This is a genomic window from Micromonospora sp. BRA006-A (assembly GCF_033433935.1).
GTDB lineage: Bacteria > Actinomycetota > Actinomycetes > Mycobacteriales > Micromonosporaceae > Micromonospora > Micromonospora aurantiaca.
Map to the genome: position 1 here is coordinate 626956 of NZ_JANCLW010000001.1, position 16686 is coordinate 643641.

At 73.4% G+C, this 16686-nt stretch carries 18 protein-coding genes and 1 riboswitch; of the genes, 11 read left to right on the forward strand and 7 right to left on the reverse strand.

Annotated features, from left to right (window positions below):
* Positions 1–42 precede the first annotated feature (42 nt).
* Positions 43–1215: a type VII secretion protein EccE gene (locus tag NMK34_RS03150; RefSeq protein ID WP_318332119.1), complete on the forward strand. Its 1173-nt coding sequence runs from the start codon at positions 43–45 to the stop codon at positions 1213–1215.
* Here NMK34_RS03150 and eccD read toward each other — a convergent pair.
* Complete coding sequence (gene eccD / locus NMK34_RS03155) at positions 1199–2596, reverse strand: type VII secretion integral membrane protein EccD (RefSeq protein ID WP_318332120.1); 1398 nt, start codon at positions 2594–2596, stop codon at positions 1199–1201. The genes NMK34_RS03150 and eccD overlap by 17 nt on opposite strands.
* 168 nt (positions 2597–2764) lie before the next feature.
* Between eccD and eccCa the strand changes: the two genes are divergently transcribed.
* From eccCa to NMK34_RS03190, 7 genes are all read left to right on the forward strand, one after another.
* Positions 2765–6730: a type VII secretion protein EccCa gene (eccCa, locus tag NMK34_RS03160; RefSeq protein WP_318332121.1), complete on the forward strand. Its 3966-nt coding sequence runs from the start codon at positions 2765–2767 to the stop codon at positions 6728–6730.
* 73 nt (positions 6731–6803) lie between these two features.
* Positions 6804–7214: a YbaB/EbfC family nucleoid-associated protein gene (locus tag NMK34_RS03165; protein ID WP_318332122.1), complete on the forward strand. Its 411-nt coding sequence runs from the start codon at positions 6804–6806 to the stop codon at positions 7212–7214.
* Positions 7215–7230: 16 nt separating this feature from the next.
* Positions 7231–7524, forward strand: coding sequence for a hypothetical protein (locus tag NMK34_RS03170; RefSeq protein WP_135243013.1), 294 nt, complete (start codon positions 7231–7233; stop codon positions 7522–7524).
* Between the two features lie 31 nt (positions 7525–7555).
* On the forward strand, positions 7556–8284 hold the full coding sequence (locus tag NMK34_RS03175; protein ID WP_318332123.1) for a hypothetical protein: 729 nt from the start codon (positions 7556–7558) through the stop codon (positions 8282–8284).
* A 12-nt stretch (positions 8285–8296) separates the two neighbouring features.
* A complete protein-coding gene (locus NMK34_RS03180) occupies positions 8297–8566 on the forward strand; it encodes a hypothetical protein (RefSeq protein ID WP_318332124.1) in 270 nt (89 codons plus the stop codon).
* 215 nt (positions 8567–8781) lie between these two features.
* Positions 8782–9090 carry a WXG100 family type VII secretion target gene (locus tag NMK34_RS03185; RefSeq protein WP_013283772.1) on the forward strand — a complete coding sequence of 103 codons (309 nt, stop codon included), beginning with the start codon at positions 8782–8784 and terminating at the stop codon, positions 9088–9090.
* A gap of 28 nt (positions 9091–9118) precedes the next feature.
* Positions 9119–9400 (forward strand): WXG100 family type VII secretion target, encoded by a 282-nt coding sequence (locus NMK34_RS03190; protein WP_013283773.1) that lies wholly within the window; start codon positions 9119–9121, stop codon positions 9398–9400.
* 61 nt (positions 9401–9461) lie between these two features.
* Here the strand turns inward: NMK34_RS03190 and mycP are convergent, their stop codons facing one another.
* Both mycP and NMK34_RS03200 read right to left on the reverse strand, forming a co-directional pair.
* Positions 9462–10700 carry a type VII secretion-associated serine protease mycosin gene (gene mycP, locus NMK34_RS03195; RefSeq protein ID WP_318332125.1) on the reverse strand — a complete coding sequence of 413 codons (1239 nt, stop codon included), beginning with the start codon at positions 10698–10700 and terminating at the stop codon, positions 9462–9464.
* Between the two features lie 57 nt (positions 10701–10757).
* A complete protein-coding gene (locus NMK34_RS03200; RefSeq protein WP_318332126.1) occupies positions 10758–11099 on the reverse strand; it encodes a helix-turn-helix domain-containing protein in 342 nt (113 codons plus the stop codon).
* A 167-nt stretch (positions 11100–11266) separates the two neighbouring features.
* On the opposite strand from NMK34_RS03200, the gene NMK34_RS03205 reads away from it, so the two are divergent.
* A complete protein-coding gene (locus NMK34_RS03205; RefSeq protein WP_318332127.1) occupies positions 11267–11920 on the forward strand; it encodes a carbonic anhydrase in 654 nt (217 codons plus the stop codon).
* A 55-nt stretch (positions 11921–11975) separates the two neighbouring features.
* Here the strand turns inward: NMK34_RS03205 and NMK34_RS03210 are convergent, their stop codons facing one another.
* The 4 genes from NMK34_RS03210 to NMK34_RS03225 form a co-directional block, all read right to left on the reverse strand.
* Positions 11976–13004 carry a hypothetical protein gene (locus tag NMK34_RS03210; protein ID WP_318332128.1) on the reverse strand — a complete coding sequence of 343 codons (1029 nt, stop codon included), beginning with the start codon at positions 13002–13004 and terminating at the stop codon, positions 11976–11978.
* A 3-nt stretch (positions 13005–13007) separates the two neighbouring features.
* Positions 13008–13139, reverse strand: a riboswitch (cyclic di-AMP (ydaO/yuaA leader).
* 154 nt (positions 13140–13293) lie between these two features.
* Positions 13294–14568 (reverse strand): YibE/F family protein, encoded by a 1275-nt coding sequence (locus NMK34_RS03215; protein ID WP_318332129.1) that lies wholly within the window; start codon positions 14566–14568, stop codon positions 13294–13296.
* Between the two features lie 163 nt (positions 14569–14731).
* A complete protein-coding gene (locus NMK34_RS03220; protein WP_030503502.1) occupies positions 14732–14941 on the reverse strand; it encodes an SHOCT domain-containing protein in 210 nt (69 codons plus the stop codon).
* A 126-nt stretch (positions 14942–15067) separates the two neighbouring features.
* Positions 15068–15367, reverse strand: a complete 300-nt coding sequence (locus NMK34_RS03225) for a metal-sensitive transcriptional regulator (protein WP_013283780.1) — start codon at positions 15365–15367, stop codon at positions 15068–15070.
* Positions 15368–15447: 80 nt separating this feature from the next.
* On the opposite strand from NMK34_RS03225, the gene NMK34_RS03230 reads away from it, so the two are divergent.
* On the forward strand, positions 15448–15654 hold the full coding sequence (locus NMK34_RS03230) for a heavy-metal-associated domain-containing protein (RefSeq protein ID WP_013473785.1): 207 nt from the start codon (positions 15448–15450) through the stop codon (positions 15652–15654).
* Positions 15655–15690: 36 nt separating this feature from the next.
* Entirely contained in the window at positions 15691–16671 is a 981-nt protein-coding gene (locus tag NMK34_RS03235) for a hypothetical protein (protein ID WP_318332130.1), read from the forward strand.
* The last annotated feature ends 15 nt before the right edge of the window (positions 16672–16686 follow it).

The following is a 16686-nucleotide window of genomic DNA, read 5'->3' on the forward strand; positions in this document are numbered from 1 at the left end:
CGCCCGGCGGATGCCCAGGATGTCCAGAAGGGACGCACACCGATGACGCAGCTCCAGGCGCCACCCGGTCGTACCGCCACCGCTGCCGCCGTACCGCCGGACCGGCCGGTCACCCCGGCCGACAAGCGCCGCCGGGGACGCCTCGGCCCGGTCGTGGTCGGGCAGCTCGTGGTGGTGGAGTGCGCGGCGCTCGCCGTCTGGTTCGCCACCGCCGGCCCGGCGTGGCTGCTCGCGGTGGTCGGCGTCCTGGCGCTGCTGGCGGTGGTCGCGGCGTTCGCGCGCCGGGGCGGCCGCTGGTGGTACGAGGACCTGATGCTCCGCCGCCGGCTGCGCCGGCGCCGCGACCGGGCCCGGGGCGCGGCGCCCGGCGGTGACCCGCGGCTCGCCGCGCTCGCCCCCGAACTGACGGTGGTGGAGCTGACCGAGCGCGGCACCCGGCTCGGCATCGGGCAGGACGACCGGGGCTGGTTCGCCGCGCTGGCGCTGACCGGCCGTCCCGGCGCGCCCGCCGGTTCGATCGAGGCGGCGGTGGTCGACCGGGTGCTCGCGGTGCTCGCCGACTTCTCCGGCCCGGTCACCCAGACCCAGGTCGTCTCGCACACCCTGGTCTGGTACCCGGCACCCGGCGCGCCGCCGTCCGCGTACCGGACCGTGTGGGTGGCGCTGCGCCTGTCGGTGTCCGACGCGCGGGCCGAGGCGGTGAGCCGGGGCGGCGGCCTGCGCGGCGTGCACCGCACGGTGGCGGCCGGGGTGGGCCGGCTCGGCAAGGCGCTCAACGCCGCCGGCCTCGGTCACCGGGTGCTCGACCGCAACGAGCTGCACGCGGCGGTGGTGTCCGGCGCCGGGCTCGACCTGGCGCCGGAGTCCCCGGTGGAGGCGTGGACCAGCCTGCGCGGAGGCGGCTGGACGCAGCGCTGCCTGGCCCTGCGGGTACGCCCCAACGGCTCACTCGGCGCACTGGTGGACGCGGTCACCTCCACCTCCGCGCCCTCGCACACGGTCGCCGCCGTGGTGCTCCCGGGCGGCCGGCGGGTGCCGCCGCTGCTGCGGGTGGCGGCCATGGACGGGCACGCCGAGGCCCTCGTGAAGGCGGTCCGGGAGATGGCCCGGCGCGCGGGCGTGCCGGCCCGCCCACTGGACGGCCAGCACGGTCCCGGCGTCTACGCCACCGCGCCGGTCGGCACCGCGATGGGGACCGTCACGGTCGAAGGTTGACGATCCAGCCGTACGCGCCGCACACCCAGACGGCCAGCGGCACGAGCGCGATGATCAGCAGGATCTCGACGATGTCCAGGGTCCGGCCCCAGACCGGGGAGATCCGCTTGCCGGCCACGGTCAGGCCGTAGACCAGGCTGATCACGGCCACCACGGCCAGGCCGCCGAGGATCAGGCCGAGCCGTACCGCCAGTGAGCCGGCGGCGAAGGTGGCGGCGGCGACCAGCCCGAGGCCGACGGTGCCGGCCAGCAGCACCGGCGTGCGCTGGGCACGGCTGAGGAACGGGCGGGCCCGCAGCAGCGACAGCAGCGCCAGCACCAGGCAGAGCAGGACCGCCGGGAGCCGGCCGTCCTCGGCCAGCACCACCTCACCGCCGAGCACCAGCAGTGAGACGGTCCACAGCAGACCGGTGAGGAACGCGTCCGCGCGCTCGCTGTTGCGCAGCACCGACGGCCCGTCCACCGACTCGGTGTCGGTCTTGAGGTCGTCCGGGCCGGTGGGGATGGACGGCACCGGCAGCCGGGCCAGGCGGTAGGCGAGCATCGGCAGCGCGGGCAGCGCGCCGAACGCGACGGTCGCCACCACCGCAGCCGAGGCCGCCGCGCCGATGTCGAAGGCCAGGCTGAGCACCGCGCCGAGGCCGACCGCGCCGCCCACGCCGACCGCGCCGAGGAACAGCGGCAGGCGGTCGCCGACCGCCAGCGCGGCGATCGCGGCGAAGACCACCACTGCGGTGCCGGCCAGCAGGACGTGCGGGCCGGCCAGCTCGCCGAGCGTCCGCTCACCGGCGAGCACCAGCAGGCCGCCGACGCCCGCGTACCCGATCCCGACCAGGGCCAGCACCGCGCCGGTGCGGCTGTCGCCGGCGGCGCGGGACAGCACCGCGGCGCCGACCAGCAGCGCCACCGCGACCACGAACGCGGTCGCCGCGCCGGGTAGCTGCGGCGGGCCGGTGAGCAGTGCCGCCACCGCGCCCGCGGCCAGCGCCGAGGCGGCCAGCAGGACCGCGAACGCCCGCGTGGTGCCCACCTGCCAGGCGCCCGCCCGCTGGGTGGTGGAGGTGGCGACCGCGTCCACCACGTCGTCGAAGACGATCTCGGGGGCGGTCGCGGCGCGCGGGTTGAAGTAGAGCACCTCGCCGTCGCGGACACCGAGCTGCGCGGCGGTGCGGCCACCGTCGAGCGGTTGACCGCCGAGCCGGGACAGGGCCCAGCCGCCGTGCCGTACGCCCTCGTCGGCCAGGTCCTCGCCCGCGTACCGCAGCAGCGTGGGGAGCAGGTCGGCGAGCGGCACGTCGGACGGCAGCGCCAGGTCCATCCTGGTACGCGGCGCCACGATGGTGATCCGGCTCAGTCCACCGGTCGCCGTCTTCGTCGCCACAGTGGCCTCCTCGTGCTCGCATACGATCCGCTGGGCCGTCGGCGTCGCCCCACGGGTCCACGACGCCTGACGGAGATTACCTACGATGGCGGTCGCACAGGTTGCCCACCCGACGCTCACCGGCGGTGGCAGACCACGATCAGGGCCGCTTCTGGGGAGGGGAGAGCCGTGAGTACGGTGGTGTTCCGCCGACTTCCGCGTCAACCGGGGCCCGCGCTGCCGCGCGGCGAGGTGCTGCTGGAATCCCCGCCCGAGCTGCCGGAGCCGCAGGCCAAGGGCATGGGCCAGGTGCTGATGATCCTGCCGATGCTCTGCGGCGTGGGCGCGATGGCGTTCCTCTACGCCGGCCGGGGCGGCGGCATGATGACGTACGTCGCGGGTGGCCTGTTCGGTGTGTCCATGTTGGGCATGGCGATCGGCACGCTCGGCAACGGCGGCAAGGACAAGGCCGAGCTGAACGCCCAGCGGCGCGACTACATGCGTTACCTCGCGCAGATGCGCAAGCGCACCCGGCGGGCGGCCGAGCAGCAGCGCGCCGCGATGACCTGGCGGCACCCGGAACCGGACGCGCTCTGGTCGATCGCCGCCTCGCGCCGGCTCTGGGAGCGGCGGATCACCGAGGACGACTTCGGCGAGGTACGGATCGCGCTGGGCCCGCAGCGGCTGGCGGTGGAGATCGTGCCGCCGGAGACCAAGCCGGTGGAGGACCTGGAACCGATGAGCGCGATCGCGCTGCGCCGGTTCGTCCGGGCCCACTCCAGCGTGCCGGATCTGCCGACCGCGCTGTCGTTGCGCGCGTTCAGCCGGATCGCGTTGCGCGGCGACCGGGAGCCGGTGCTGGACCTGGCCCGGGCCGCGCTGGGTCAGCTGGTCACGTTCCACGCCCCGGAGGACCTCCTGGTGGTCGTGGTCGCCGCGCCGGATCGGCAGGCCGCCTGGGACTGGGTGAAGTGGCTGCCGCACGCCCAGCACCCGGGGCGTACGGACGCGGCGGGCGCACGCCGGATGGTGTTCGCCGCGCTGGACGAGGCGGAGACCGCGCTGGCCCAGGACCTGGGCGGACGGCCCCGGTTCGCGCCGGAGGCGAAGCCGCTGACCACCGCGCCGCACGTGGTGGTGGTGCTGGACGGCGGCGAGGTCTCGGCGACCTGCGCGCTGACCGGGCCGGGCCTGCTCGGCACGACCGTGTTCGACCTGTCCGGCGCGGTCCCGCGCGACGCCGGCCGCTGGCTGCTCTGCCTGGACGCCGGCGACGGCACCGGGCTGGACCTGGTGCGCGGCACCGCCACGTCGCGGCTCGGCCGGCCGGACCGGCTGTCCCTGAGCGCGGCCGAGGGGCTGGCCCGGCAGATCGCCCCGTTCCGGCTCTCCCAGCAGCAGGGCGCCAGCACCGAGGAGCCGCTGGCCCGCAGCATGGAGCTGCCCGACCTGCTCGGCGTCGGCGACGCGGCGACTGTGGACACCCGGCAGACCTGGCGTCCGCGCAGCCACCGCGACCGGCTGCGCATCCCGCTCGGCCTGGGACCGGACGGCAACGTGGTGGAGCTGGACTTCAAGGAGTCCGCGCACGAGGGCATGGGCCCGCACGGCCTGGTGATCGGCGCCACCGGTTCCGGTAAGAGCGAACTGCTGCGGACGGTGGTCGCGGCGCTCGCGGTGACGCACTCGTCGGAGGAGCTGAACTTCGTCCTCGTCGACTTCAAGGGTGGCGCCACGTTCGCCTCCCTGGACGCGTTGCCGCACACCAGCGCGGTGATCACCAACCTGTCCGACGAGCTGCCGCTGGTCGACCGCATGCGGGACGCGCTCGCCGGTGAGATGAACCGCCGGCAGGAGGTGCTGCGGGCGGCGGGCAACTACGTCTCCCGGTACGACTACGAGAAGGCGCGGGCCGCCGGTGAGCCGCTGGAGCCGATGCCCAGCCTGCTGATCATCTGTGACGAGTTCTCCGAGCTGCTCGCCGCCAAGCCGGACTTCATCGACCTGTTCGTGATGATCGGCCGCCTCGGCCGGTCGCTCGGCGTGCACCTGCTGCTCGCCTCGCAGCGGCTGGAGGAGGGCAAGCTGCGCGGCCTGGACACGCACCTGTCGTACCGGATCGGTCTGCGCACGTTCTCGGCGGTGGAGAGCCGGATCGTGCTCGGCGTGCCGGACGCGTACGAGCTGCCCAGCGCCCCCGGTCACGGCTACCTGAAGACCGACACCGCGACCATGCTGCGGTTCCGCGCCGCCTACGTGTCCGGCCCGTACCGGGCGCCCGGACAGGTGCAGCGCTCCACCCGGGCACAGGTGCAGCGCCGGATCGTCCCGTACGGCATCGACTACGTGCCGGTGCCGGCGGCGCCGAGCCCGGCGGAGGCCGCGCCGGAGCCGGAGCAGAGCGGCGACGGCAAGGCCGTGGCGATGCTGGACGTGCTGATCGACCAGCTCAAGGGCCGCGGCAAGCCGGCGCACCAGGTGTGGCTGCCGCCGCTGGCCGAGCCGTCCGGGCTGGCCGAGCTGCTGCCGAAGCTGAGCGTGCATCCGACGTACGGCCTGACCACCGCCGACTGGCCGGGCCGTGGCCGGCTCGCCGTGCCGGTCGGCATCGTGGACCGTCCGTACGAGCAGCGCCGCGATCCGATGATGGTCGACCTCGCCGGGGCCGGCGGCAACGTGGTGATCGTCGGTGCGTCGCTGAGCGGCAAGAGCACCATGCTGCGCTCGATGCTGGCCTCGCTGGCGCTCACCCACACGCCGCGCGAGGTGCAGTTCTTCTGCCTCGACTTCGGCGGCGGCGCGCTGCGCAGCCTGGACGGGCTGCCGCACACCTCGGGTGTGGCGGGGCGGCGCGACGTCGAGGCGGTCCGGCGGACGGTGGCCGAGGTGGTCGCCGTGATCGACGAGCGGGAGAACCGGTTCACCCAGCACGGCATCGACTCGGTCGCGAGCTACCGGCGCCGCCGGGCGGCTGGTGAGTTCGCGGACGACCCGTTCGGTGACGTCTTCCTCGTCGTGGACGGCTGGAACACGCTGCGCCAGGAGTACGAGGAGCTGGAGCAGACGATCACCAACCTGGCGAACCGGGGCCTCGGCTTCGGCGTCCACGTGGTGATCACGGCGGTGCGCTGGGCGGAGATCCGGATCAACATGCGGGACCTGCTCGGCACCAAGCTGGAGCTGCGGCTCGGTGACCCGTCGGAGTCGGAGATCGACAGGCGGGCCGCGCAGAACGTGCCGGTGGGCGCGCCCGGCCGTGGTCTGACCCGGGACAAGCTGCACTTCCTGACCGCGATCTCGCGGATCGACGGCAAGCGCGACATCGAGGATCTGACCGAGGCGTCGGTGGCGCTCGCCGGTCACGTCGCGGCGAACTGGCCGGGGCAGCCGGCGCCGAAGGTCCGGCTGCTGCCGCGCAAGCTGGCGGTCACCGAACTGGCGAAGGTCGTCGACAGGTCCGCCCCGGGCATCCCGATCGGCGTCAACGAGTCGGCGCTCGCCCCGGTCTACCTGGACCTGGCGGGCGAGCCGCACCTGACCGTGTTCGGCGACGCCGAGTGCGGCAAGACGAACCTGCTGCGGCTGATAGCCCGGGGGATCGCCGAGCGGTACACCCCGGCCCAGGCGCGGCTGGTCATCGCCGACTACCGGCGTGGTCTGCTGGGTGCGGTCGAGGGGGACCACCTGCTCGACTACGCGCCGTCGAACCAGGTGTTCAGCCAGGGCCTCGGCTCGATCCGCAGCGCGTTGCAGAACCGGCTGCCCGGCCCGGACGTGACCACCGCCCAGTTGCGTGACCGGAGCTGGTGGAAGGGTCCGGACCTGTACATCCTGGTGGACGACTACGACCTGGTCGCCTCCGGTGGCAGCAACCCGCTCAGCGCGCTGCACGAGCTGCTGCCGCAGGCGCGGGACATCGGCCTGCACCTGATCATCACGCGCCGGGTCGGCGGTGTGGCCCGGGCGCTGTACGAGCCGGTGCTGCAACGCCTGCGCGAGCTGGACTCGCCGGGCCTGCTGATGTCCGGCAGCCGGGAGGAGGGCGCGGTGCTCGGCAACCTGCGGCCGACTCCGCAGCCGCCGGGCCGGGGCACGCTCGTCCGCCGCCGCGACGGCCAGCAGCTGATCCAGACCGCGTGGACGGAACCGGCCTGACGGGACGGACGGCGGGCCGCCGGTCCGGTAGCGTCGGCCCGATTGACAGCCGCGAGTGGGAAGGGGCGCGTCCGTGAGCAGCCCGTCGGGTTTCGGTGCCGCCGTGGAGGGTCTGCTGCGGCAGGCGCAGGAGCAGCAGCGCCGGCTGGCCGAGGTCCAGCGGCAGCGCGCCGAGCTGCGGGTGACCGGCGAGAGCCCGGACGGGCTGGTGCGGGTGACAGTGGACGGCGACATGAAGGTCGGCGACGTCGAGCTGAACGCGCGGGCGATGCGGCTGGACAGCTTCTCCCTGGCCGAGGCGATGCAGGCGGCGATCGACGCGGCCTACGCCGCCTTCGAGGAGCGGCAGCGGGAGTTGCTGGGCGAGATGCTCGGCGACTCCGAGATGGTCCGCCGGGCGCAGGACGGCACGCTCACCCCGGAGGACTGGTTCCGCCAGTTCGGGGTGCACCTGTCCGACCCGACCCGCAATCTGCGGCGCTGAGCGAGAGGAGCCGACGATGCCGAACACGGTCGACGTCGACGCGATCCGGAAGGCGGGCCGGCGGCTCGACGCCCCGGACGGCCCGATCCAATACCTCCGCAACGTCGAGACGTTGCTGGCCGAGGTGAAGCTGCCCGGTGGGGCGTTGAGCTGGTTCGGCACCGGCGCGGTGGAGCGGCACAACGCGGCGGTGGACGGGCACCTGGACAACGTCCGCACCGGCGTGGAGCATCTGCGCAGGGCCGCCGCGCAGCTCGAACAGAGCGCGAAGAACTGGGAGAAGTCGGATCAGCCCTGGGTGGTCAAGTGATCGGCCGGGTCCGCCACGGGAAGGGCGCCTGATGCCACCGGAGATCCTCATCGCCAACGCGTCCGGGACGGTGACCGGCTCGGTGTCGGTCGCGCAGACCACGGCGCCGGTCCGCTCGGCGGCGGCCATCGCCAAGGGCAACCTGGTCTGGATCGCCGCCTCGGCGGCGCTGATCGGCACGATCCTCTACCTGGAGTCGTTCGACAACCAGGAGGTGAACGAGTCCATCAAGAAGTGGGACGAGGCGGCCCGCCTGCTCGGCGCGGACCAGTTCGGCGCGGCGATGGCGGCGGTCCCGCCGGACGCGGCGGAGTGGGACTTCGACGACCGGGACGCGTTCGACCTGTTCCTGCGCAAGCTCGGTGCGGAGATCAACTCGCTGGCCGAGGCGTTCGCCGCCAACCGGGACACGCTCACCGCCGCCCGGGACGCGTACAACGACGCGGTCTCCGGCCTGGCTCAGGCGCTCATGCCGATCCTGGTCGCGGTAATCGCCTCGATCGCGCTTCAGTTCTTCCCCGCGACGACCGCGCTGGCGCAGGCCATCGGCATCGCCGGCCTGGCCGCCACCGCCGCCATCCTGGTCCTGGTCTTCGGCGAGATCAGCGCGCTGCTGCACGCGCTGATGGCCGCCTTCCACACCGACAGCCGGTTCACGTTCACCGCGGACTCGCGTCCCGGCTGGGCGCCGACCGGCTCCGACCCGGACATCAAGGACGTCAAGATCGACTGGGTGCGGGACTCCAAGTTCTACGGGTGACGGGAGCGACGCGTGGACACCCTGCTCTTCTCACTGCTGCTGTACGTCCTGCTGACCATCCCGGTCTTCGTGGTCCTGATGCTGGTCGCCGGGCTGAACCGTTCGGCGCGGCTGCGCCGGGCCGCCGAGGTGGTGGCGCTGAGCACCTGCGCGGCGCTGCTGGTGCTGTCGTTCCAGCGCGCGTTCGAGAAGCCGGTGCTGTGGGTCGTGGTGGTGATGCTGGTCGCGGTGCTCGCATTCGGCGTGTCGACGTTCGTCAAATCCTCGCGCGATCGGTCCTGACCTCGGCCCCGACCGTCCACCTGGTACGGAGGGGTCGCGGTCCGCGTCTGTCGACAGTGGTGTGTCGGAATACGACGATGGGTCAGCAGGGCTGCGCGGGTTGGACGTCGTCCGCTACGGTTCGGATGAAGTGTCCGTCGGTGGGGTGTGTACGCCTTGCCGCGGGGGAGGGCGCGGCGGAACCGCCGCCACAAGATGACGGAAGGGTGTGAAGCATGGCGTTCGAGGTCAGTGCAGCGACTCTGCACACCGCCGCGAGTGACGTGCGGTCCACGCGCAGCGACGTCGACGGCGAGCTCAAGAAGCTGTGGAACGTGGTCGACGACCTGGCGATGGCCTGGAAGGGCCAGGCGTCCACGGGCTTCCAGAGCCTGATGACTCGCTGGAACGAGGACACGACGAAGCTGCTGACCGCGATGGACAACATCGCGGACCTGCTCGACAAGTCGGGCACCACGCACCAGGTCAACGACGAAGAGCAGCAGCAGATGCTGGACAAGTTCCACGCTGCGCTCAACCCGTGATCCGCGAAGACAGGCAGAGGAGGAATCGATGAGCATCAAGGTTGATTACGCTGTTCTGGAGAGCAGCAACCAGCAGATGCAGGCCATCTCGCGGACCATCGACGAGAAGCTCGACACGCTGCGGGCGATGCTGACCAAGCTCGAGTGGGAGGGCCAGGACCGGGCCGCCTACCAGCAGCACCAGGCTCAGTGGGACGCCGCCGTGCGGGACATCAACAAGGTTCTGAACGAGATCGGTGGCGCGGTGGGCATCGCGCGCGAGAACTACATGACCACGGAGATGAGCAACTCCAAGGTCTGGGGCAACTGACCCCCGACCGGTCCACAGCGGCTCCGCTACGGCTCGCGCCGGGCGGAGCCGTCGTGCATCGTCAGGCGTCCTGCGGGACGTCACGCCGGCCCGGCCGCCACCCGCGCCGCCGTCCGCGTACCAGGATGGGCCGCAGCGTCAGCAGGACACCGGCCAGCAGTGCGCCGACGACGGCGACCCAGATCGCGACGGTGCGCTGCCCGGCCAGCGGGTCGGCCGGCGGCGCCGGCGGCGGCATCGCGCCCAGCGGCGGGTCGCTGCGGGTGCCCAGCAGGCTGGTGACGGCCCGGTACGGGTTGACCATCCCGTAGCCCACCTCGGCGTTGTGCCCGTCCGGCGGGCTGTCGGCGGTGCGGGTCAGCCGGTAGGCGACCTCGTCGGCGCTGATGTCCGGGTGCGCGGCCCGCACCAGCGCGGCCACCCCGGAGACGTACGCGGTGGCGAAGCTCGTCCCGCCCTGCGGCTCACCCCGGTAGCCCGGCCCCTGCGGCGCGGGCCCGACGATGTTCAGGCCGGGGCCGGCGATGTCCACGTAGTCCCCGCTGACCGAGCTGCCGACGTGCCCGCCCTGCTCGTCGATCCCGGCGACGGCGACGACACCCTCGTACGCCGCCGGATAGGCGGGCCGGTCCTCGCGGTTCTCCTGCCGGTTTCCGGCGGACGCGACGATCACCACGTCCTTGCCGAGCGCGTACTGCACGGCGGACTTCAGCGCCGGGTCGTCGAGCGTGACCAGGGACAGGTTGATCACGTCGGCGTCGTGGTCGACGGCCCAACGGATCGCCTTGCCGATCTCGGCCGGCACGTCCGGGTCGAAGTTCTCCTTGTTCTCGGCCAGCACCCGCAGCGGCAGGATCTTCGCCTCCGGCGCGATGCCGGTGTACGGCGTGCCGGTGCCCTCCCGGCCGGCGATGATGCCCGCGACCATGGTGCCGTGGCCGACCAGGTCGCACTGCCCCTTCAGGCGGACGAGCTGGTTGAAGTCCTCACCCGGCAGCACCCGCCCGCGCAGCAGGGGATGGGTCGGCGAGACCCCGGAGTCGATCACCGCGACGGTGATCCCGGCGCCCTTGCCGAGCCGCCAGGCGGCGGCCGGGTCGAGGCGGCTCAGCGCCCACGGCACCTCGGTGGGTGCGGGGCCGCCGGCCGGTCCGCACTTCGGGGCGGCCAGCGCGGGCGCGGGCACCGCCAGCGCGCCGCCGAGCAGGGCGGTCACCGCCGCTCCGGAGAGGACGGACCTGATCCGGTGTCCGGCCCGGACGCGTCCCGTGGTCGCGCCCGGCCGCAAGCTGTCGCGCACGCGGTGAGATTACCCGCCACACCCGCACGCGCGGGGCACCCGTGGTGCCGGCCCGGGTCACCGGCCGGTGGAGGCGTCCCCGGTGGGCTCGGCGGCGAACAGGGCCAGTAGCGCGCCGACCTGCTGGTCGGCCTCGGCCGGGTGCCGGAAGCGGCCCTTCGGGTTGACCGTGTACTCGTTGCGCCGTCCCACCCGCGTGCGCCGCAGGTAACCCCCTGCTTCCAGGTCGGCCACGATGGCCTGGGCCGCCCGCTCGGTCACGCCCACCTCGTCCGCCACGTCGCGCAGCCGGGCGGTGGGGTTGCGTGCGATAGCCAGCAGCACGTGGCCGTGGTTGGTGAGGAAGGTCCAGTTACGGCGGCTCCCGTCCTCAACTGGTGTGGTCGCCATGGTGGTCATGCTATGGCCACGTTCGCCACCTGCCGAATCGGCGCGGTCCGGGGCGGGGCGGCGACGGGAAAGTATGAAATGCGTATCACGAATCTTGACGGACCCCGAGGGGCGTGTGACCGTGGGTCGCGAGGCCGTTCGGCCTGGTGGTTCCCCAGGTAGACGAGGTGAGGGACATGACGCCGAGCACCCCGGAGCAGGCACTGACCGAGCTGCGTGCCGGTAATCACCGGTTCGTCACGGGCGTCCCGCAGCATCCGAATCAGGACGCCGGGCACCGGGCGGCGGTGGCCGACGGCCAGCATCCGTTCGCGGTGATCGTCGGCTGCTCCGACTCGCGGCTCGCCGCCGAGATCATCTTCGACCGCGGTCTCGGTGACCTCTTCGTGGTGCGTACCGCCGGACACACCGCCGGGCCGGAGGTGCTCGGCAGCGTCGAGTACGCCGTCACGGTGCTGGGCACGCCGCTCGTGGTGGTGCTCGGGCACGACTCGTGCGGCGCGGTCCAGGCCGCCCGGGAGGGGGTCCGGACCGGTGCCGCCCCGGCCGGGCACCTGGGCGCGGTGGTGGACGCGGTCTCGCCGAGCCTGCTGCGCGCCGCCCGCCAGGGCGTCGAGGACCTGGACGGCATCATCGACGTCCACATCGCGCAGACGGTGGAGACGCTGCTGGCCCGGTCCGCCGTGCTGGCCGAGCGGGTGGCCGCCGGGCGGTGCACGGTGGTGGGCATGTCGTACCGGCTCGCCGGTGGCGAGGTGCGGACCGTGGCGCAGGCCCCGGCCCCGCTGCCCGCCCCGGCCGCGCCCGCCGACCCGGCGCTGGCGAGCTGACCCGTACGGACGAGAAGGGGCCGCCCGAGGGCGGCCCCTTCTCGTGGTGTCCGGGTCAGAGCAGCGACATGTGGACGTGGTCGGTGTGGTTCGACGGTCCGCTGTACGAACTCCAGCCGGTGGCCGGGAACCAGATCTGCCGGTTCCAGATGACGTAGTAGATGCCCAGCCGGTCGGCGTTGCGGATGAGGAAGGCGGCCACCTCGTTGCCGTACCGGCGGGTGTCGTTGTTGTGCCAGGGCGCGAAGCCGCTGTTCTGGAGCGACCAGTCGCACGCCTTGCCCTTGGGGTGCTCCCACGGCCCGCCGGGCCGGTAGCAGCCCACGAAGCGCTTGAAGCCGGCGCGCCGGACCTCCTTGTACGCGTGCAGCGTGCGCGGCGTGACGCAGCCCGAGGTGGTCGGGTCGTCCTCGCTGCACGACTCGGCCTTCCACCCGCCGTCGGAAGTGCGGCCGGGGGCGATCTTGGCGACCGGTGAGGTGGCGGAGACCAGGCCACCGGTGAAGCCGAGACCGCCGACGAGCTTCAGCGCGCGCTCGGCCTGCACCTTCTCGCGCTCCATCGCGTTCTTCTGCTTCTCCTGCTCGCGCACCTCGGCGTCGAGCGCGATCTTGGCCTGCTCGGCGCGGGTCTTGACCGCGTTGATGGCGGCCAGGCGCTGCGCGTTGAGGAGGTTCAGCTCGTCCAGGGCGTTGACCCGGCGGACGAACGAGTCGGGGGAGTTGCTCTCCAGCAGCATCGCCATCGCGCCCATCCGGCCGGTCCGGTAGGACTGGGCGGCGAGCTGGTTGACCTGCGGGCTGAGCGCGTCGAGTTCGGCCTGTGCCGTCTTCACCTCGGCCGCCAGCCGCCGCTGGCGGTCCTGGGACTTGGCGAGCTTCGCCTTGGCCTGGAGGAAGTTCCGGTTGGCGGAGTCGATCGCCTCGGTGATGAGTGGCGGGTCGCCGTCCTCCTCGTGGCCCGAGGGGTTGCCGGGGGCCGCCGCGGCGGGGGCCGCGGTCGCCGGGTTCGGGCCGGCGAGCACTGCCAGCGAGGCCAGCACGGCCACCACGGGTGTCAGCCAGCGGCGCAGGGGTGCCGTCACAGTGTTCCCTTCCGTCGGCCGCCGACCGGGTTAGCTGACGGGTTCGGGACGGAAGTGGCCCCTACCGCTGTCGCGGATTCACCCCATGTACCTGGTTCCCCGGTTCGCCCGCGGGCGATTGGGCGGCGGCACCGCTGGCGCCGGTGCGCGCCTTCGGCGGTGACCGGCAGCGAGGTTACCTGACAGCACTCGTGAGGATCTACGTCCGGAAGCCGACCAATAGCGAGATTTCGCCGTGGCACACCGTGACCAGCGTCGCGTTTGAATTCGATGGTCACGCTGCGGAGTGTCACCATGCGGCCTCCGTACTCCTTCCGCCGCCGAGGGCCTCCAGCGCGTCGTCCCGTCCGGCCGGCGGCGGGGGCGCGGCGGGCGCCGGCTCCGCGCCGGGCGAGCGCCGCCCGGCGGTGGTCACGATCGCGGCCAGTCCGGTCGTCAGCGGTACGGCGGCGATCAGGCCGAGCGTCGCCACCGCGCTACGGACGATCTCCTGGGCGAGGAACTCACTGGTGAGGATCTCGCTGACCGGGCGGGAGTCGGCGACCAGCAGGAGCAGCAGCGGCAGCGAGGCGCCCGCGTACGCCAGCACGATGGTGTTGACGGTGGACGCGATGTGGGCCCGGCCGACCCGGGTCGCCGCCCGGTAGAGCTGCCGCCGGGACAGTCCGGGGTTGGCGTGCGCCAGTTCGGTTACGGTGGCCGCCTGGGTGACCGTCACGTCGTCCAGCACGCCCAGCGAGCCGATGATGATGCCGGCCAGCAGCAGCCCGTGCAGGTCCACGTCGCCCTGGAACATGGACAGCGTGGTGGCGTCCTCGCTGCCGAAGCCGGTCAGGTGGGTGGCGGACGTGGCGAGCAGGCCGAGCACGCCGGTGACCACCAGGCTGCCGAGCGTGCCGAGCACCGCGACCGACGTCTGCGCGGTGATCCCGTGCGTCAGGTAGAGCACCACGAACATGATCAACGCGGCGCCGACGATCGCCACGAGCAGCGGCGGCTGACCGGCACCGATACCAGGCAGCACGAAGCCCAGGAGGATGGCGAAGCTGGCCACCAGGCCGCCGAGCGCGGCCAGCCCGCGCCACCGGCCGAACGCCACGATCGCGGCGGCGAACAGCACCATCAGCCAGATCAGCGGCGTGCCGCGCTGGTGCTCGGCGATGTTGTAGGACTTCACCGCCGGGTCGGCCGGGTCGGTCAGCTCGACCAGGACGACCTCGTCGCCGACCGCGACCCGGGAAGCGCCCGGCCCGGCCGGGATCGGCGTCTCGACCTGCCGGCCCGCGTCCGGGCCCTGCTCTGCGGTGACCGTCACGGTGCCGCAGGGGCCACCCCCGCCCTCCGGGGCCTCCGGCGTCGGCGGGCAGGGCTCGGTGACCACCCGGGTCACCGTGCCGTGGTAGCGGGGGACGTCAGCGCCGCCGACCGGCTCCCGGTCCTGCCCGGGCCAGAGCACCAGTGCCGCGATCACGGTGAGCGCGAACAGCGGCACCACCACGGCGACGAGCAGCCGTCGTACGCCCGGCGGCGGGGCGGGTGCGGGGCGGGTGTGGTCGGCACCCATGACGTCTCTCCCAAGGGTCTCGGCGACGCCTGGTCCGCCGGACCGGTCTGGTCACCCGGCCGGCGCGGACGTGTCGACCACGTCCGGGTCGTCGCCCGGCCATGGTAGGCAGCCCGGCCGGCCACTCCCGCACAGCGTGGCCGGTGACGCGCGCCCCGCGCCGTCAGGCCAGGCCGGCCCGGCGCCGCCGGTACTCGTCCTCGTCGATCTCGCCGCGGGCGTACCGCTCGTCCAGGATGCGCCTTGCCGTCGTCGGGCCCAGGTACTGCGGGCCGGTCCACCGCACGGCCGCCCAGACGAGCCCCGCCAGCACGGCGAGCACCAGCAGGGACCAGATCCACATCCAGCCCATCATCGGGCTCTGCCACATCATCGGGCCGCCCTCCGTCCGTCACCGCGGGTCCGCCGGGCCGGCCTGCCCGCCACTTCGACGGTACGTCCGCCCGGGTGCGCCGGCACGGGTCGATGTGCCCTGGCCGGACGGGTCGGAGGGCCCTGCTCAGCCGCGCTTCATCAGGCGGCCGACGGCGGCCATCATCTCGGTCGCCATCTCGTCGGCCCGGCCCTCGGCGGCGCCCTCGTGCATGCAGTGCCGGGCGTGGCCGTCGAGCAGGCCCAGGCCCACCTTGTCCAGCGCCGCCTGGATGGCCGAGATCTGGGTCAGCACGTCGATGCAGTAACGGTCGTCCTCGACCATCTTCTCGATGCCACGGACCTGGCCCTCGATCCGGCGGAGCCGGGCGAGGAGTTGGTCCTTGCTGGCGGTGTAGCCCCGGGTCGGGCTGGACGGCGCGGTCATGAAACCGAGGATAGCGTACCCCTCGGGGGTATGCTAACGTTCCGAGTGTACCCCTGGGGGGTATCAGATCGGAGGGCGAGATGGAGACCACCTACCAGGTGAACGGCATGACCTGCGGGCACTGCGTCAACTCGGTGAGCACCGAGCTGAGCGCACTTCCGGGCGTCACCGACGTCCAGGTCGACCTGGCCGGCGGCCGGGTCACCGTCACCAGTCAGAACCCGCTGGACGTGGACGCGGTCCGCGCGGCGGTCGACGAGGCCGGCTACGACCTCGTCGGTGCGTGACGGGTCCGGCGGACCCGCGACAACCGAGGAGACACCATGAACACGGCGACGAAGCTCAGCGGCTTCGCGCTCGGCCTCGTGGCGGTGTTCGGCGCGGCGTACGGGATCGGCAACCTGGCCGATCCCGTCGCCCCGGCCGCCGAGACCCGACACGACGACAGCGACAGCGACCACGGGGCCGGTGACACCGGCCACGGTGACGAGAGCCGGGCAGGCGGCGCCTCCGCGCACCTGCCCGGCGGGCTGCTCGTCTCCGAGCGCGGCTACACGTTCCAGCCCGCCGACGCCCCGGCCGGGCAGTTCGCCTTCCGGATCACCGGCCCGGACGGCGCACCGGTCACCCGCTTCGAGGTGGCCCACGACAAGCGCATGCACCTGATCGTCGCCCGCCGGGACCTGTCCGGGTTCCGGCACGTCCACCCGGAGATGGCCGGCGACGGCACCTGGCGGGTCACCTCACCGCTCGGCGGTCCCGGCGTCTGGCGGGCGTTCGCCGACTTCACCCCCGAAGGCGGCGAGCCGCTGACGCTCGGCCTGGACGTCACGGTCCCCGGCGAGCTGACCGCTCGGCCGCTGCCGGCACCGGCGACCAGCACCACCGTCGACGGCTACACGGTCACCCTGACCGGCACCCCGGAGCCGGGCCGGACCAGCCGGCTCGCGCTGTCCGTCAGCCGCGACGGGCGGCCGGTCACCGACCTTGCGCCCTACCTCGGCGCGTACGGGCACCTGGTGGCGCTGCGGCAGGGCGACCTGGCGTACCTGCACGTGCACCCGGAGGGCGTGCCCGGCGACGGGCGCACACCTGCGGGTCCGGCGATCACGTTCGCCGCCGAGGTGCCCTCGGCCGGGGCGTACCGTCTCTACCTGGACTTCCGGCACGGCGACGCGGTGCACACCGCCGAGTTCACCGTCCTCGCCGGCGACCGGACCGCGCCGCCGCCCGCCGCGCCGGCATCCACCACCGCACCGACCCCGGACGCCGGACACGGCACCCCGGGGCACGGGCACAGTTGAGCGCCGGAGGTGCCG

Coding starts and splice junctions, on each gene's coding strand:
- NMK34_RS03170 (WP_135243013.1), top strand. CDS start 7,231: ATGCCGAACACGGTCGACGTCGACGCGATCCGGAAGGCGGGCCGGCGG.
- NMK34_RS03230 (WP_013473785.1), top strand. CDS start 15,448: ATGGAGACCACCTACCAGGTGAACGGCATGACCTGCGGGCACTGCGTC.
- NMK34_RS03150 (WP_318332119.1), top strand. CDS start 43: ATGACGCAGCTCCAGGCGCCACCCGGTCGTACCGCCACCGCTGCCGCC.
- NMK34_RS03225 (WP_013283780.1), bottom strand. CDS start 15,367: ATGACCGCGCCGTCCAGCCCGACCCGGGGCTACACCGCCAGCAAGGAC.
- NMK34_RS03175 (WP_318332123.1), top strand. CDS start 7,556: ATGCCACCGGAGATCCTCATCGCCAACGCGTCCGGGACGGTGACCGGC.
- NMK34_RS03200 (WP_318332126.1), bottom strand. CDS start 11,099: ATGACCACCATGGCGACCACACCAGTTGAGGACGGGAGCCGCCGTAAC.
- NMK34_RS03235 (WP_318332130.1), top strand. CDS start 15,691: ATGAACACGGCGACGAAGCTCAGCGGCTTCGCGCTCGGCCTCGTGGCG.
- NMK34_RS03185 (WP_013283772.1), top strand. CDS start 8,782: ATGGCGTTCGAGGTCAGTGCAGCGACTCTGCACACCGCCGCGAGTGAC.
- NMK34_RS03205 (WP_318332127.1), top strand. CDS start 11,267: ATGACGCCGAGCACCCCGGAGCAGGCACTGACCGAGCTGCGTGCCGGT.
- NMK34_RS03220 (WP_030503502.1), bottom strand. CDS start 14,941: ATGATGTGGCAGAGCCCGATGATGGGCTGGATGTGGATCTGGTCCCTG.
- NMK34_RS03190 (WP_013283773.1), top strand. CDS start 9,119: ATGAGCATCAAGGTTGATTACGCTGTTCTGGAGAGCAGCAACCAGCAG.
- NMK34_RS03215 (WP_318332129.1), bottom strand. CDS start 14,568: ATGGGTGCCGACCACACCCGCCCCGCACCCGCCCCGCCGCCGGGCGTA.